Here is a 16,503-nt window from a genome sequence, read left to right as displayed (position 1 = left end):
ATGAAACCATGCAAAATGAATTGTTACAATTCTTAGAATTTTGGTATAGGAAGATTGTGTGATCGCGCAGCGGCTTTGAGTGTATTAACCATAAGCATGGCAATTGTCATTGGTCCAACGCCTCCTGGAACAGGGGTGATCGCAGCAGCTTTTTCTTTTACGTTTTCAAAATCGACATCACCAACAAGACGTGTTTTCCCTATACCTTTTTCTGGTGCAGCAACGCGGTTAATACCGACATCAATAACAATTGCACCATTTTTCACCCAGTCTTTTTTAATCATTTGTGGGCGGCCTACAGCTGCTACTAGAATATCAGCGCTTCGACACACATCATCAAGATCTCGGGTGCGACTATGGGCAATTGTCACAGTGGCATTGGCTGCTGTTAAAAGAGCAGCCATAGGTTTTCCAACAATATTAGAGCGTCCAACAACGACAGCATCAAGTCCAGATAAATCTCGTCCACATTGTTGTTCAATCATCATCATGGCACCAGCTGGTGTGCAGGGAATAATCGCATCTTCAAGTGCATTTGCCGCGAGTTTTCCTACATTAATATAATGAAAACCATCAACATCTTTTTGGAAAGCAACGGCTTGTGTTATGCGATTTGTATTCATATGGGTAGGGAGAGGCAGCTGTACCAAAATACCATGAATTTTAGGATCAGAATTTAATGTTGCAATAAGTTGTAGCAGTTCTTTTTCTTGGGTTTCTTTGGAAACGACATGTTTGATTGAAAGAAACCCACATTCTTCGGCTTTTTTATTTTTTGAGGCGACATATACTTGACTTGCGGGATCATCTCCAACGATAATAACAGCGATGCTAGGTTGTATATTATAGTGACGGCGGAGCTTTGTTGTTTCGGCCTTAACTTTTATGATAATCTCTTCAGCAAGTTTTTTTCCGTCGATAATGTTATTCATTCAGAGATCCTTTCGGTAAGGCTGTTTGTTTTTTTGTAAAGCATTTTCTAATGATACGATAGAGTTTTATAGCAATAACGGTAAGAATGGTTTGATAAGGTTGTGGATTTATAGTTTTAGAAGACTTTTAAATAATTGCTTTATAAAGAAGCAGCAACATTGCTGTTTGAATAAACTTTGGATAAAGAATAAAAATAATGAAGATATAAATATATAAGGCGAATTATAAGGATATAAAAAACCTTTTAACGATCATTTAATTTTGTATTTAATCTGTTATAGGGGGATAACTGCAGAGGGATATTGTGCGCATCAGAATAATAAAATTTTTGAGCGGAATTTTTATTACAATTATCTTTTTATTTGGAGTGGGGATTCTCGTTTTACCTTATCTTGTCTCTACAGATGCGATTCGTATTCATTTAGCACGGGATTTGAGTGCATGGACGGGTTATAATGTACAACTGCGTAATCCACCGCGGTTACATCTTTTTCCTTATCCTAAAGCATTTCTTTCCGGCGTTACTTTAACATCAAAAATGGATGATGTTGCGCTATTATTGGAAGCTGAATCAATAGAAGTTGATCTTTCTTTAATAGATCTTCTTTGGGGACATGTTTCTTTTTCCGAGACGCGGATTGTGCGTCCTCAATTTGTTATGGAAAAGCCCGTTGAAACAATGGCAGATTTTTTTGATAGATTTTCTCGCTCACAAGGTGCATTAGGATTGGCAATACGCAATGCGCGTGAAATATTAAAAAATAATCCTGAACATCCAGAGCTAGAGCATCTTTTGAAACAACCTTTTGGGAGGATTGTTATTGAAAATGGAGTTCTTGTGTATCACGATAGTTTTTCGGGAGTCGCAGAAAAAATAACAGGATTAAATGCAACTTTAGATTGGGCTGAATCGACTCAGGAAGTACGGTTGCGTGCAGATGCTCGTTGGCGTGGAGAATTTACAAAGTTATCAATTGATGCTTCTCAAGCATTGCTGCTTCTTGCAGGAGGAAAAAGCCAGATTAAGGCAAGTCTCAATTCTGTGCGTGGGGGAATAACGTTTACAGGACAGGCTCGGTTATCTGAATATTATATTTTTGATGGAAAGGTATCGATGCGTTCTCCGGGATGGAATCAGACATTGTCTTGGATTGGTGGGAATCAGTTTTGGGGACATAAATTAAAAATACCCATTGTATGGGAATCTCATTTTTTAGCGCAACCAATGCATATCCAAATGAACAATGTTACCTTTACGATGGGGCAAACTAATGCACGTGGGGCTTTAGAACTTGATTTTCAAGATTCTGTACCAAATATTATGGGCTCTTTAGCATTTGATAACTTAGATTCTAGCACTTTGGGCTCAATGTTTTTTTCAAGCAAAAAGAAAAATTCATTTTTTGATATGACAAATTTTGATTGTATTGGGGTGGATGTACGACTTTCTGCACCACAAACTAAAATAGGGAATATTTCACTCACAAATTTAGCTGCTGCAATACAAATAAAAAATGGGCATGGTATTTTTGATCTTGGGCATGCGAATATTTGGGGTGGATCCATTCAAAGTAATATTGAAGTTACGCCAGTTGGACAGAAAGTGCGTATTGGAGGAAATATTTCAGGTGCTTCTATTGATATGCAGGAAGCTCTAGAAGCTTTAGGATTTATTCCATTTATACAAAGCAAAACGAATTTTACTGCAACGATACAGACACTGGCTGATTCTTGGATGGAAGTTTTTACAAAAATGCAGAGTGAATTAACATTAAAGATGTCTTCTGGTCGGCTATTAGGGTATGATTTGAATGAATTACAAACAAGACTTTCAAACAAACAACAATTTCTTTTAACAAATGATGATTCTCTTTCTACAACTTTTGATCACTGGGATATCCAGACAAGCTTTTCAGAAGGTGTGATGAAAGTGACAGAGTCATTGATGCATACAGCAGACTTGAGTTTATCCATTCAGGGAGCTATTGCAACTGCTATTTCTCAAGGGAAGCAGAATGAATTGATACTACAGGCACAATTACGAAAAAATTATAGATCAGACACTTTATGTAAAGATGTTCAATGCCTTGCTAACAGCCTTGCATGGCCTTTTACATTTTCTCTGAGCTCTAAAGGACAAGATCATGGTAATTTTTTAATTACAAAAGCCACTGATACAGATTGAGTATTGTTTTTCGTCTATACAACATTTTATTTTATAATTATAACTCATCCGTTTACAATTTAAAGTTGTTTTTAAACTTAAATAAGAAATTCCACTATCGTAAGATTCTCTCATTTTAAATCTATTCGTGATAAAGTCATAAAAATCGTCCTCTACGTTATAAGCGTGGTTGGTATGTCGATAAACGAGTGAAGAGAGGAAGAACAACGCTTCTTATAAAATCTTTTAAATACAAGAGATTCATAATATTGATGCAAGTCTTAGAAGGTTGCTAACAATATTTTGTTACACTAAATTTTTAAGGGATGTCGGTCAGTGCTTATTGAATCTCAGAAGAAATACCATAGCCATCTTTGGTAACTGTATGCTTCCCATCTGCTCCAACAGAACCAATTCCCACTGTAATCAAAATAAAGGCTAAGAGGGTTGTAATCGTAATAATTGTAGCTTTTTTAGCAGACATATTTTTCCTCCACGGATGCATCAATGACTGAATGCAAAGATGAATGGTGCATTATTTAAACTTTTATGAAAGCAGAATCACTTAAGGATCTATAAGTTCCCATTATTATCTCATAAAGCTAAAAAAACTCTATAATTCTTTAATATATTATAGTTCTATAGATATAATTTTTTCTTTTTGCTATATATTTTTCTTCATTTTCTCGATGACGATAGTGAGCATTGGCAAAATTTTTATGCGCATAAATTATAAACTTAAAAGATTATTCATTCGACAGACATTGGCTTTGAATGAAGAAATAAAGATAGAGGGGGCACAAGCTTTTTATCTTGTGCATGTTTTGCGTATGAAAGAAGGAGCAGAAATTTTACTTTTTAATGGACAGGATGGTGAGTGGCTTGCTAAACTTATCATTGTTAAGAAAAAATTTGTTGTGGTTCAGCTTATCCATCAGGAAAGATTACAAACGACGCATTCCAATCTTATTTATTGCTTTGCTCCACTCAAAAACGCGCGGTTGGATTATATGGTGCAGAAAGCTGTTGAAATGGGGGTATCGATTTTGCAGCCTGTTATAACGCATCATACGCAGGTTACGCGTATCAATATGGCGCGTATGGAAGCCAACGTTATTGAAGCTTCTGAACAGTGTGGAATTTTATCTCTTCCTGAATGCGTATCTGCTCTATCATTAGCAGAACTTTTAGCACAGTGGGATGAGACACAGCCTTTATTCTTTTGTGATGAAGAGCATAAATCGCATAATCCATTACCTTCTTTTAAAAAGCGTGACGTTACAACACCTGGTGTTCTCATTGGACCAGAAGGTGGGTTTAGTGAAGAAGAGCGGAGCTTTTTAAAAAAACATCCTTTTGTGGTTTCAATATCATTAGGTCCGCGTATTTTACGCGCTGACACTGCCGCTGTTGCTGCTTTGGCTCTTCTTAATGCTACCGTGGGGGATTGGGCAATGGATTGAGAAGTCTTTAAAATCATTCTAAACAATTCATTTAAGACGATGATACCGATGATAGGATATGATAAGTTATGGCGCTTGATATAACCGATGAAAGTGAAATTTATAACTTAGATTCCTTGGTTAGCTATTTCCAAGGGGGGTATAAACCAGAAGATGATTGGCGTATTGGTACAGAACATGAAAAATTTCCGTTTTATAGAGATGGTTTTCTTCCTGTTCCTTATGAAGGTGAGAGAGGAATCCGAGCGCTTTTAAAGGGGATGCAAAGCGCTTTAGGATGGGAACCTATTTTAGATGAAGGGAATATTATTGGGCTCGTAGGATCAGGTGATCAGGGGGCTATTTCTTTGGAACCTGGGGGACAATTTGAATTATCTGGTGCACCATTAAAAACAATAGGTCATACTTATCACGAGTTGATGGAGCATTTAACTCTTCTCAAAAAAATTGCAGAACCATTAGGAATTGGTTTTTTAGGTCTTGGAGCTAGTCCAAAGTGGACTTTGGCTGAAACGCCTAAAATGCCTAAGTCACGTTATCAGATAATGACTGATTATATGCCGAAAGTGGGGTATAATGGTCTTAATATGATGTATCGCACATCAACAGTTCAGGTTAACCTTGATTTTTCATCTGAAAGTGATATGCGGCAAAAAATGCAAGTATCTATGAAGTTACAGTCCATTGCGACCGCATTATTTGCAAGTTCACCTTTTACAGAAGGACGTCCAAATGGCTTTTTATCTTGGCGTTCTGAAATTTGGCGTAATACGGATAATCAGAGGACAGGCGTTCTCCCTTTTATATTTTCTGAGCGTTTTGGTTTTGCTGATTATGTTGAATGGGCCCTTGATGTTCCAATGTATTTTGTTGTTCGTGATGGTCGTTATTATGATTGTACACATATAACGTTTCGTCAGTTTATGAATGGAGCATTAAAAGGACAAGTTGCAAATTCAATTCCAAACATGGGAGATTGGATTAATCACCTATCAACGTTATTTCCTGAAGTCCGCTTAAAAAGATTTTTAGAAATGAGAGGAGCGGATTGTGGTTCTTGGAAGCGCATTTGTGCGTTGTCGGCTTTTTGGGTTGGGCTTCTTTATGATAGAGAAGCACTTAATGAGGCGGAGGCTTTGACAAAAGATTGGTGTTTTGAAGAAGTTTTAGAGTTGCGCCAACGCGTTCCAAAAGAAGGGTTAAAAACTCCTTTTCGTCAAACCATTCTGTTAGAATTAGCACGTCAAGCCCTTGCTATTGCACGTAAGGGCCTAAAAAATCGCAAACAGTATGATGCAAATGGTTTTGATGAAACAAATTTTCTTAATCCTTTAGAAGAGGTTGTTGCAATGGGGCAAACAGATGCTGAAAAATTTTTGTCCTATTATTATTCTATTTGGAATAAGTCTGTAGAACCTTTATTTTTAGAATGTGCCTATTAAATTTGAGGTAAAGACATTTTGTACTTTTTTTTAAATGCATATCACTGTGGTGGCTCATTCACTCACTTATCTTAGAAAGAATATTCCCCCTTGCTTTCAACATTGTATCGTAAATGATATAATACAAAGATCTCTTAGTCTCTGTTATTTTTATATCCAGATTAATACTGTCACGATATTTCCGTAACCTCAATGTTGTATCTTTATCCTAGAGATGGATCATAAGAGATATATTTAGCTTGTTATCAAATATTTTTATCCGCTTGGCTCATCACGCTTATGAATAGGTCTGAAAACAATATTTTTCACTTTTTAATAAAGGAATAAAAATATTATTTGTGTTTAATAATCTTATCCAATATTAAATTATTATCATTCAATATACGATGTTTATATGAATATGAAGTATTTTTTATGTGGAACAAAATACAAAAATTTAGTTGTTGTACAGGTAAGCTGCAAATACTTATTTTGTTCGCTAAACTATAGAGTGGGCTGCTTAACTTTTTGTTGCTTCCATTTTTTATTAGCCAGATCTTATAAGGATTCTTAACCCTTTTTTTATCATTATACGATATAATTACGCTGTCATCATGCAGACAATAGCTGTATTTTTAAAACGGGTAAGGAAATTACATGTTATTATTTTCTCTGGACGCATAATTTGTTCTTTTCGGTTAATGAGAGTTGGAGAATCTAGAAATTTTTTTCCATATTCAGCCATCAGATCATGAAAGTCTGCTGCAAGTTTTGCGAGAAAACATCTTTTCTCAATGAATCAAATGAGTATTGTATTTGATTAGTGAGCAAATCTTCATCTTTGGATTATTTGCCAAACAACAGCAAAACATCCACAAAAGGCAAGTATTGTGTGGTAATGCTTTAAAATATCCAATTGTGGAGGTTCAATTTGTAGTTCTATTAAATATTTTTAAAACCATACCTTATCATATTCTACAGATGTAACGGATTCTGTCTTACTTTGAAAGACTTTTATAACTTCTTTTGCTATTTCTTTTTTTTCGCGATATTCTAAGTCTTTATGGTTTTGACTGATAACGCTCATTGTACGGATTCAAATCGTTCACTTTAGTATATCCAAATGATATTAATACAGCAAACAGAAGTATCAATAGAGAAGATACAACAATAAATGTTATGGTACGCTTCATGAGTAATTTAACTCCTTATCTTCAATAAATAGACCGATATTAAATACGTCTATGATGACGATTGATATCACTTAGTTTTGTTATATCGACAGGATATATGGTATTTTTGTTGGCATTGTGTTTTAGGGTGTGTTGAGTAATATTTTATATTATTAGTTGTATTGCATTTTATAGGTATTGTGGTTTTCGAAGTCTTCACATTTGAGATTTTTTTGTTATTGAGAGGGCATATTTTTATGTTTATAAAGAGAATTTCGAAAAACAAAAAAGCTTCCATTGAGAGCAGAGAAAGAATGTGTAAAAGGTGTTATCCATAAAATAATTATATTTGAAGTGCTGATCAAAATTGTTGAAAGTGCCGTCCATAAAATTGGCAAGAGTGGCTTGATCTTGTTTTTTTCAGAAAAGTCATGAATGTTCGATTATTAATTAACCATTGTTTGGAAAGCTCTTTTCAATTCAAATAGCAAAAGAGAGTGATAAGGGCATTTAGAGTGATAAGATATGTTGGAGTTATTCAGTATTAAGATGCCATGAATGCTGTTTATATTTCTCTTTTTAAATTATTTAATGAGAGTATAAATTTAAATAATAGGAAAATAATTTTATTTATTTTCTTTAAACAGTTATTAGTAGATAAAAAATTCTCTTTTAATCTATAAATTGAAAAATAATGGTTTTGTAAAAACCTTGTAAGTTTTATACTTTAACTTTCAAATATCATGCATTGATTTTGAGGTATGTATGTTATTTACATCAATCATAAACAATAGTGGATATAGACTGGGCATAGACAATGACATTTAATTTTTTTATCAATTTATTTCTATTTGTTATTTTTTTATTGTGGATTGCTCAAAGTAAGAGAATGCAATGGAGTCTTTCACTCCGTGTTATGCTAGGGCTTATCCTTGGCTTGATTTTTGGAAGTATTTTACAGTTTGTTTATGGAGAGGGTGAAGGCACTTTATTGAAATCCGTTGAATGGTTTAACATTGTTGGTGAAGGCTATATTTTATTGTTACAAATGATTGTTATGCCACTGGTTTTTGTCTCTATCGTTTCAGCGGTTGCTCATTTACATTCTGTTTATGCTGTTGGAAAAATGAGTATAATAACAATTTCAATATTGCTTTTTACAACGGCTCTTTCAGCATTGGTTGGCGTGCTTGTGGTTAATTTCTTTGGATTAACAGCAAATGGTTTGGTGCATGAAGGGCCAAATGTTTCTGCTATTCTTGAAGGTCATATTTCTCAACTTGGAGATATGAATATACCAAAGATGATTTTGTCTATGATTCCTAAAAATCCATTTGCTGAATTGAGTGGAGCTAAACGTACATCAATTATCAGTGTTGTGATTTTTGCGTCATTTTTAGGTGCAGCGGTTCTTCTTTTAAAGAAAGATGAGCCAGAAAAAGGAGAAAACGCGCTTTTATTTATTCAAGTGGCACAAGCTTGGATTATGCGGTTGGTCCGTATAGTGATTGCTTTGACGCCTTATGGTATTTTTGCTCTTATGACGAAAGTAGGAGCGATATCACGTATTTCAGATATTTTAAATTTACTGGTTTTTATTATTGCCTCTTATGTCGGGATTATTTTAATTTTTGGTATTCATGGTGTACTGCTTGGCATTTCTGGGATTAATCCCTTTCGTTTTTTCAAAAAGGTTTTACCGGTTTTAACATTTGCTTTTAGCAGTCGTTCAAGTGCTGCAAGTATTCCTTTGAATATTGAAGCGCAAACGCAGTGGATAGGAGTCCCGCAATCCATTGCGAGTTTTGCAGCTTCTTTTGGGGCAACAATTGGACAAAACGGTTGTGCTGGTCTTTATCCAGCGATGCTTGCGACCATGATTGCACCCTCTATGGGTATTAATCCTCTTGATCCTACTTGGATTGCTACGCTTGTTGGGATTGTAACGTTGAGTTCTATTGGTGTTGCTGGTGTGGGGGGAGGGGCTATTTTTGCTGCATTGATTGTTTTACCAATTATGGGATTTCCTGTTACTTTGGTTGCTGTACTCATCTCTATTGAACCGCTAATTGATATGGGACGTACTGCTCTAAACGTGAGCGATTCAATGGTAGCTGGAACAATTACCAGTCAAATGTTACGAACAACGGATAAAAGTATTTTAAAAAAATAATTTTAGGTTATGTTTTTTTAGATTGTAAGACATCCGTAAGAGATATTTGCGCTGAACCAGGTTGTAGGGGTTTTTGTTGATTGGGGTGAGGGGCCCAACCAGAGAGCCAGATGAAAGAAAAATGTGCACGAATACGTCCATCAGGATCGCTAAATTTTTGTGCATAGATTTCAGCAGCACGGAGAAAAAAGCGCTTAGATACAGGGCGCCGTGAGCGATTGATAAGCGCATTTTGCATTCCCATCCCTTTAAGATCGTGCATAAGGTCAAACATTGTATTATAACGTATTGTGATATCTTCAACATCTGCAACAGGCAGAGCAAAGCCCACACGCTGTAAAAGAGCGCCTGCATCACGAATGTCAGCAAAAGGATAGATTCTAGGGCTTGCTCCACCATAAATTTCAATTTCAGCTTGTAGGAGGCTTTCACGTAATTCTTTGAGTGTACCGGCTCCTGTCATAACAGCCAAAAATAAGCCATCTGGTTTAAGGGTATTTTTGATCTGGCTTAGAATACCAGGGGTGTCATTCGTCAATTGTAATGAAAGAAGTGAAACAATAAGATCACAGTAACTTTGAGGTAAATCAAGAAATTCTCGATGACGTAAATGAAATTTTTTATCATGGCTTTGATAAAGCGTATCGGTCTCAATACGCTCTATGGAACAAACTTTTCCAGACTTCATTAAAGCTTGCGCAGCAAGGTCTGTATGGCTGTGTAAATCGAGAGCTAATGTAAAGAGGCGATCAACAGTACTAAGACGTTTATAGAGATCTTCTGCTATGTGAGAGAGTAAAAAGTCATATCCTTTTTTTGCTTTTTGGAAAGCGCGTTTGCGGAATTGTTCAATGCGGTTATGATCAAAAATTAAAGGATGCGACATATTGTAGAACACTTTCTCTCTATGAAAGAATATATTTTGAAAAGGTTTATTTTTATCCAAGCTCTGTCAAGTTTATAATGTGAAGGAAAAATAAATTTGTAAAAGGTAAGGGTTTTTAAAGGAATTACAATTATAAATTGAGGAAATACAAAGGAACTTTTGTTCTGCGAGAAAACTTGTAAAAACCTAGATTTATAATGTTGTACTTTCGAGAAGCGGCGTTAAATAGCGCAGACATACTAAGTAAGTGCATTGAACGCTTGAAAACAATGCTTTATCCCCCAATTTGTCCTGGATGTAAGCAAAATGTTTCTACTTATGGTACGATTTGCTCTGAATGTTGGAAAGAACTTCAATTTATCACAAAACCTTATTGTCCTGTTATGGGGACTCCTTTTGTTTGTGATATGGGGGAGGGGTTTCTCAGTGGTGAAGCACTTCGTAATTCTTATCCTTTTTCACGTGTTCGCTCGGTCATTGTTCATAAGGGGCTTGCACGAACTTTAGTAACGCGTTTAAAATATGGTGATCATATAGAATTGGCATCATTTATGGCCAAGTGGATGATGTTTGCTGGACGCGAAGTTATTGATGATTGTGATGTTATTATCCCCATTCCATTGCATTTTCGTCGTTTTTGGGAGAGGCGTTATAATCAATCTGCTGAGCTTGCACGTTATATTGCAGAATCACAAAAAAAGCTTTTAAAACCGGGGTGGCTTGTTCGTTGTCGGCATACCCGTCCGCAGGTTAGTCTTTCTTCAAGAGAGAGAAAACTTAACGTAAAAAATGCTTTTAAGGTTTCGCATAAGGTTAAAAAATACCTTAAAGGATGTTCTGTTTTACTGATTGATGATGTTTTTACAACGGGTGCAACAGTTACGGCAGCAGCCTCTGCATTAAAAGATGCAGGTGCACGACAGGTTGATGTGCTAACATTTTCGCGTGTCCTCAAAGAAGATTCTATTTATCCCTCTTCTTAAGAGAAACTTGAAGTGAATATTATAAAAAATATTGGAGGAAACTATTATGAAAGAGATAATAATTTATACACGCCCCGGTTGTCCTTATTGCATAAAAGCTCGTGATTTACTTGATAAAAAAGGCGTAAAATATACAGATATTGATGCTTCTACATCCCGTCGCCAAGAAATGGTACAGCGCGCAAATGGACGTAATACATTTCCGCAAATTTTTATAGGTGATTATCACGTTGGCGGTTGTGATGATCTTTATGCTTTAGAGGCTGAGGGAAAGCTCAATTCTTTATTACAAGGCATACAATAGTTGTAAATGAGATATCCTTAAGACCGTTTTGCAAGAAGGAGGTAGTTAACGTCCATGTCTTTTGAGCGATTCCAGCTGTCGTTTAATGGGTTATAAGTAATACCTATCTCATCAATGACAGCTAGAGCGTTTTGTGATAAGAAATTTTTAAGTTCTAGAGGTTTTAGGAATTTTTTATAATCATGTGTTCCTTTAGGAAGCCAACGTAGGATATATTCAGCGCCTACAATAGCAAGCCCCCATGCTTTCCATGTGCGGTTGAGTGTCGAGACAAACATCAACCCTTGTGGTTTCAGCATTTTTGCTGTAGCTTCTATGAAGAGATTAACGTCAGCGACATGTTCAACAACTTCCATATTAAGGATGATATCAAATTTCTCTCCTTCGTTGGCGAGTGCTTCTGCCGTAGTGGTACGGTAATCAATTAAAAGATCATTTTGGGTTGCATGAATTTTTGCGACTTCAATATTCGTTTGTGAAGCATCAACGCCTACGACCATAGCGCCAAGACGTGCCATTGGTTCACATAACAAGCCTCCTCCACAGCCAATATCAAGAATTTTCAAATTCTCAAAGGGTGTAAGTGAAACAGGATCACGATTAAACTCTAAACAGATTTTTTCTCTGATGTAAGCAAGGCGTGTTGGGTTAAATTGGTGAAGAGGTCGAAATTTTCCTTGTGGATTCCACCATTCTGTAGCAATACGTGAAAAGTGATCAATTTCACTTTGATCAATAGTTGTCCGCGTTTTATCTATCATTTTGCTTTCCTTTTATTTTTTAATGATCACGTCAAGTAGATTTTATAAAAAGTCAAGAGAAATTAATATAATCATAATGAAACTTGCACAAATGATAGATATTCGCTATGTCGAGTAAATGATTAGTTGATAGAGCATCTTATTCTCATTACCGTTTGAGATAAGAGATGTAAAGATAGAGTATTATTAATGGCGCGCATTGTCATGAAATTTGGTGGAACATCTGTAGCAAACATTGAATGTATTCATAATGTTGCACGGCATGTCAAAAGAGAGGTTGATGCAGGTAATGAGGTTGCCGTTGTCGTATCTGCAATGGCTGGTAAAACCAATGAACTTGTTCAGTGGACGTGTGATGCTTCGCCTATACATAGAGATGTTCGTGAATATGATGTTGTGGTTGCTGCTGGTGAACAGGTTACTTCTGGTTTGTTGGCTTTGACACTTCAAACAATGGGCGTGAATGCACGTTCATGGCTTGGTTGGCAAATTCCTATTCATACAGACAATGCGCATGGCCGTGCACGTATTACTGATATTGATGGATCTTTTTTAATAGAGCGTTTTCAGGAAGGTCAGGTTGCTGTTATTGCTGGTTTTCAGGGAGTAACTCCGGATAATCGAATTTCTACCTTAGGACGTGGGGGATCAGATACAAGTGCTGTTGCTATAGCAGCGGCTGTACAAGCTGATCGCTGTGATATTTATACGGATGTGGATGGTGTTTATACAACGGATCCACGTATAGAACCGAAAGCGCGTCGTTTACCAAAGGTAGCTTTTGAAGAGATGCTGGAAATGGCTTCTCTTGGTGCAAAAGTTTTACAGGTTCGTTCTGTTGAATTGGCAATGGTTCATAAGGTTCGTACCTTTGTGCGTTCAAGTTTTGAGGATCCTGATGCTTTAGGCATGGAGGATCCAATGAGTTCTTCTGGAACACTTATTTGCGATGAGGATGAAATTGTGGAACAACAAAATGTTACTGGTATTGCTTTTGCTAAGGATGAAGCACAAATTTCCCTTCGTCGGCTTGCCGATCGTCCAGGGATTTCGGCAGCAATTTTTGGCCCCTTGGCTGAAGAGCGCATTAATGTTGATATGATTGTGCAAAATATTTCTGAAGATGGCTCAAAAACTGATATGACTTTTACTGTACCATCAGCAGATGTAGAAAAAGCCGTTGCACTTCTTGAGAAAAATCGTAAAGAAATTGGATTTGATGTTCTCCAATTTGAAAGCGATCTTGCCAAGGTTTCTGTGATTGGTATTGGAATGCGCAGCCATGCAGGGGTTGCTGCTACAGCTTTTAAGGCTTTGGCTGAAAAGGGTATTAATATTCAAGCAATCACGACCTCAGAAATTAAAATTTCTATTTTGATTGATAGTGCTTACACTGAACTTGCGGTTAGAACATTACATGCTGTTTATGCTCTTGATAAGGGGTGAGCATTTTTTAGCTCCAATAAAGTTTCAGTGACATCAATATATATTAATAATTTTTATTAAGAATAACTTATATTTTGAACTTAAATGAGAACTATTCAATACAGCAAAATGCTCTCATTTTAAACTTATTCGTAATCTTGAAAACGGGAAGACAGTTTAACTCTGGGAGACTATGAAGTCGTAAAGGTAAAAATTAATACTCATCTTTACGCTTATAAAGGAGAAAGCGAGCCGCACTAAGGCTATTTTCAGTTTCCAATATTGTGCAACTTTTGCTTTGAAATAAGGAAACCTTCCGGTATTTTGCTTTCTTACCCGAGCGATAAGACGACAAATGATCCTTAAAAATATATTTGCCCAAAAAATAATATGTTTTTTAAAGAAGGCTAGGATTAAAGCTGTTGATAATACCGACAATAAAGTCAGTAACGAAAAGATGGATTTTTTGGAAAAATGAGCTACGGGATTACTTAACTAATTATTGGGTCTGCTTGCTATGTTGACGTTATAAGTGATAGGTGAGGATGGGAGAACTGTTGGGGCTATAAAGGGCAGTAAAAAAACTTATATTATTTCAATAAATTAACGTCTATATACTTTATTATAAAAACAGCAGCTTGTAAGAATTGTGATGATGGAGTTAAGGTGTTTGAAACAACTCTTTATGATTTTTATACACACAGTTATGGTGAGAAAGGTATTTTGTGTTGATTAACTCAATATACCTTATTCATGTGCATTGAGTAGCCAAGATCTTAATGATAGCTTCAAATGAAGATATATTATTTACATTGCTATTAATTATTGTTTCTTATTTTCTTCATTAAAATTTATCAGTGGAGGGGATAGTTACAAAGAGAATAAATCTTCTGCTCATTTATCAATGAGGAAGAAAAATGTGTTAAAATTTCTTTTTCTTATTTTTTCGTTATAATTAAATATAACATATTGATTTATAATAGGAATTCATTGTTTCTTCATAGTGGATAATAGCTTTGACGAAAGATCGCTTCTCTTATCACAGATTCCTTTATATTAAATCAATTAAAATTATTTCTGTGTACGCTACAAGTGGGACTGGTATGTGAGTAAACTTTATTGAAGAAAGGAATAAAAACGTCTCTTATGAATTCTCTCAAGTGTCAAGAGTTTTTGCAATATGAGAGGTTGGAATAGTATGATGATGTCAGTTTACATCTTCATAGATGTAAAAATGAGGTAAAACAACGGCTTTTACGTTCAATATTGTCCAAATCCAACAAATGAATAGAATCACTTTTTAAAAAGCTCGTATAAAAGTCTATTTTTAGTTAGTTTATTGGGAACTATGAGCAACGTCTTTATTGCGCTTAATATAAATAAATCCATATCCTAGACCGATAAGAGCAGATAAACCAGAGCCACAAAGTACTCCAATTTTTGCAGCATCAAGAAGGATAATATTTTTAAAAGCAAGCATTGAAACAAAGATAGACATTGTAAAGCCAATTCCTGCTAAAAAACCAATGAGTAAAATACCTGTCCATGTCATATGAGGAGGGAGGCGGCATAGACCTGATTTTACAGCTAGATAACTGGCGGTGATAATGCCAAGCGGCTTACCGATGAAAAGCCCAATAACAACACCAAGAACAATCAAGAATGATTTATCGGAAGAAAGGTCAAAGTTTGCAAAACTTACTCCTGCATTTGCGAAGGCAAAAATCGGCATTACACCGTATGCAACCCATGGATGCAATGCTTTCTGAACACGGGTTACTGGAGCAATTATGGCACGCTGTCCTTTGCGCATTTTTTTCAATGCGGTTGAAATATGATGGAGATCTGTTTTAATATTTTTTTCTTGAAGAATTTGCATAGCATTGCTGAGCGTGGTGAGTGGCGCTACAAGAGTCCGAGTAGGAAAAACGGGAGTCATCATCCCTAAAATTACACCAGCAAGTGATGGATGAACGCCTGTTACCATTAAACCCCACCAGATGATTGCACCAGGTAAAATGTAAAGCCATGCTGATGCAAGTCCAATCCATTGAAAGAATAGCACTAGAGCAATACCTGCTCCTGCAATCATTAAACCACTAAGATCAATGTTTGTTGAGTAGAAAAAAGCAATAATAAGAACAGCGATAATATCATCAATAATTGCGAGTGATAGAAGAATGATATGAAGATTAGAAGGAATTTTTTTTCCAAGAAGAGCAAGAATACCGAGAGCAAAGGCAATGTCTGTTGCTGTTGGTACGGCCCAACCATGTATATGCCCATCATTAAAGTTGAAGATAAAATAAATAATTGCAGGGAAACAAACGCCCCCTATTGCAGCAACAATTGGTAAGATTGCTTGTTTAAAATCGGCAAGAGCACCTTCATGAATCTCGCGTCGGATTTCCATTCCTGCAACGAGAAAGAAAATAGTCATAAGGGCATCATTAACCCAAAAATGCAAATCCCATGAAAGAGTGAAATGCCCCAAATTAAAACCAAGAGGTGTATGCCAAAAAGATTCATAGAGATCAGCATATTTAGAATTGGCAAAAATGAGTGCAGAAGCAGCAGCTAATAAAAGAACAATACCACTAAGAGCTTCAATATGGAGAAAACGCTCGATAGCAGAAAGCGCTTGATTGGTGACACGAGAAGCGCGATTAGGCAAGCGATTTGAAGATAAATCAGACATGAACAACTCCAAGTATCGACAATTTTATGATTCTATATTCTCTTATGTAAATGACTCTGTGTGAAGCCTTCTGTATCATATAAAAGCAAAAAGAGGAATAAAGTTCTTAATTTATAGACA

The 16,503-nt window shown here is 36.0% G+C and carries 12 protein-coding genes; 7 read left to right on the top strand and 5 right to left on the bottom strand.

Going from position 1 to position 16,503, the window contains the following annotated elements; translation table 11 throughout:
• Positions 1-32 precede the first annotated feature (32 nt).
• Positions 33-932, bottom strand: coding sequence for a bifunctional methylenetetrahydrofolate dehydrogenase/methenyltetrahydrofolate cyclohydrolase FolD (gene folD / locus ACFIMQ_RS03040; RefSeq protein ID WP_375616355.1), 900 nt, complete (start codon positions 930-932; stop codon positions 33-35).
• Between the two features lie 305 nt (positions 933-1,237).
• Between folD and ACFIMQ_RS03035 the strand changes: the two genes are divergently transcribed.
• Complete coding sequence (locus ACFIMQ_RS03035) at positions 1,238-3,118, top strand: AsmA family protein (protein ID WP_375703364.1); 1,881 nt, start codon at positions 1,238-1,240, stop codon at positions 3,116-3,118.
• Between the two features lie 319 nt (positions 3,119-3,437).
• On the opposite strand, the gene ACFIMQ_RS03030 is transcribed toward ACFIMQ_RS03035, so the two are convergent.
• A complete protein-coding gene (locus ACFIMQ_RS03030; RefSeq protein ID WP_375606448.1) occupies positions 3,438-3,581 on the bottom strand; it encodes a hypothetical protein in 144 nt (47 codons plus the stop codon).
• A gap of 235 nt (positions 3,582-3,816) precedes the next feature.
• Between ACFIMQ_RS03030 and ACFIMQ_RS03025 the strand changes: the two genes are divergently transcribed.
• From ACFIMQ_RS03025 to ACFIMQ_RS03015, 3 genes are all read left to right on the top strand, one after another.
• The gene (locus ACFIMQ_RS03025) at positions 3,817-4,560 is read left to right on the top strand and encodes a 16S rRNA (uracil(1498)-N(3))-methyltransferase (RefSeq protein ID WP_375610067.1); all 744 of its coding nucleotides are present in this window, start codon (positions 3,817-3,819) and stop codon (positions 4,558-4,560) included.
• Positions 4,561-4,628: 68 nt separating this feature from the next.
• Positions 4,629-6,002 (top strand): glutamate--cysteine ligase, encoded by a 1,374-nt coding sequence (locus ACFIMQ_RS03020; protein WP_375703363.1) that lies wholly within the window; start codon positions 4,629-4,631, stop codon positions 6,000-6,002.
• 1,968 nt (positions 6,003-7,970) lie between these two features.
• A complete protein-coding gene (locus ACFIMQ_RS03015) occupies positions 7,971-9,326 on the top strand; it encodes an L-cystine transporter (protein WP_375616352.1) in 1,356 nt (451 codons plus the stop codon).
• Between the two features lie 7 nt (positions 9,327-9,333).
• On the opposite strand, the gene ACFIMQ_RS03010 is transcribed toward ACFIMQ_RS03015, so the two are convergent.
• Positions 9,334-10,212 (bottom strand): methyltransferase, encoded by an 879-nt coding sequence (locus ACFIMQ_RS03010; protein ID WP_375616351.1) that lies wholly within the window; start codon positions 10,210-10,212, stop codon positions 9,334-9,336.
• Between the two features lie 197 nt (positions 10,213-10,409).
• Between ACFIMQ_RS03010 and ACFIMQ_RS03005 the strand changes: the two genes are divergently transcribed.
• Both ACFIMQ_RS03005 and grxC read left to right on the top strand, forming a co-directional pair.
• On the top strand, positions 10,410-11,195 hold the full coding sequence (locus ACFIMQ_RS03005; RefSeq protein WP_375616350.1) for a ComF family protein: 786 nt from the start codon (positions 10,410-10,412) through the stop codon (positions 11,193-11,195).
• 46 nt (positions 11,196-11,241) lie between these two features.
• On the top strand, positions 11,242-11,499 hold the full coding sequence (gene grxC / locus ACFIMQ_RS03000) for a glutaredoxin 3 (protein ID WP_375606442.1): 258 nt from the start codon (positions 11,242-11,244) through the stop codon (positions 11,497-11,499).
• Positions 11,500-11,516: 17 nt separating this feature from the next.
• Here grxC and ubiG read toward each other — a convergent pair whose 3' ends face one another.
• Positions 11,517-12,260 (bottom strand): bifunctional 2-polyprenyl-6-hydroxyphenol methylase/3-demethylubiquinol 3-O-methyltransferase UbiG, encoded by a 744-nt coding sequence (gene ubiG, locus ACFIMQ_RS02995; RefSeq protein WP_375609070.1) that lies wholly within the window; start codon positions 12,258-12,260, stop codon positions 11,517-11,519.
• A gap of 189 nt (positions 12,261-12,449) precedes the next feature.
• Here ubiG and ACFIMQ_RS02990 point away from each other — a divergent pair, with 189 nt between their 5' ends.
• Positions 12,450-13,706 (top strand): aspartate kinase, encoded by a 1,257-nt coding sequence (locus ACFIMQ_RS02990; RefSeq protein ID WP_375606440.1) that lies wholly within the window; start codon positions 12,450-12,452, stop codon positions 13,704-13,706.
• Positions 13,707-15,021: 1,315 nt separating this feature from the next.
• Here the strand turns inward: ACFIMQ_RS02990 and nhaA are convergent.
• Positions 15,022-16,383: a Na+/H+ antiporter NhaA gene (gene nhaA / locus ACFIMQ_RS02985; protein WP_375606439.1), complete on the bottom strand. Its 1,362-nt coding sequence runs from the start codon at positions 16,381-16,383 to the stop codon at positions 15,022-15,024.
• Between the last annotated feature and the right edge of the window lie 120 nt (positions 16,384-16,503).

This window comes from Bartonella sp. AD13SXNS (assembly GCF_042196465.1).
In the GTDB taxonomy this organism is placed as follows: Bacteria; Pseudomonadota; Alphaproteobacteria; order Rhizobiales; family Rhizobiaceae; genus Bartonella.
The sequence above is the reverse complement of the archived record's forward strand: the minus strand, read 5'-3'. Positions and strand labels throughout refer to the sequence as shown.

Bases quoted from the DNA above. Each gene is read 5' to 3' on its own strand.
- folD (WP_375616355.1), bottom strand. From the start codon at position 932: ATGAATAACATTATCGACGGAAAAAAACTTGCTGAAGAGATTATCATA.
- ACFIMQ_RS03030 (WP_375606448.1), bottom strand. From the start codon at position 3,581: ATGTCTGCTAAAAAAGCTACAATTATTACGATTACAACCCTCTTAGCC.
- ACFIMQ_RS03025 (WP_375610067.1), top strand. From the start codon at position 3,817: ATGCGCATAAATTATAAACTTAAAAGATTATTCATTCGACAGACATTG.
- ACFIMQ_RS03020 (WP_375703363.1), top strand. From the start codon at position 4,629: ATGGCGCTTGATATAACCGATGAAAGTGAAATTTATAACTTAGATTCC.
- ACFIMQ_RS03015 (WP_375616352.1), top strand. From the start codon at position 7,971: ATGACATTTAATTTTTTTATCAATTTATTTCTATTTGTTATTTTTTTA.
- ACFIMQ_RS03010 (WP_375616351.1), bottom strand. From the start codon at position 10,212: ATGTCGCATCCTTTAATTTTTGATCATAACCGCATTGAACAATTCCGC.
- ACFIMQ_RS03005 (WP_375616350.1), top strand. From the start codon at position 10,410: ATGTTGTACTTTCGAGAAGCGGCGTTAAATAGCGCAGACATACTAAGT.
- grxC (WP_375606442.1), top strand. From the start codon at position 11,242: ATGAAAGAGATAATAATTTATACACGCCCCGGTTGTCCTTATTGCATA.
- ubiG (WP_375609070.1), bottom strand. From the start codon at position 12,260: ATGATAGATAAAACGCGGACAACTATTGATCAAAGTGAAATTGATCAC.
- ACFIMQ_RS02990 (WP_375606440.1), top strand. From the start codon at position 12,450: ATGGCGCGCATTGTCATGAAATTTGGTGGAACATCTGTAGCAAACATT.
- nhaA (WP_375606439.1), bottom strand. From the start codon at position 16,383: ATGTCTGATTTATCTTCAAATCGCTTGCCTAATCGCGCTTCTCGTGTC.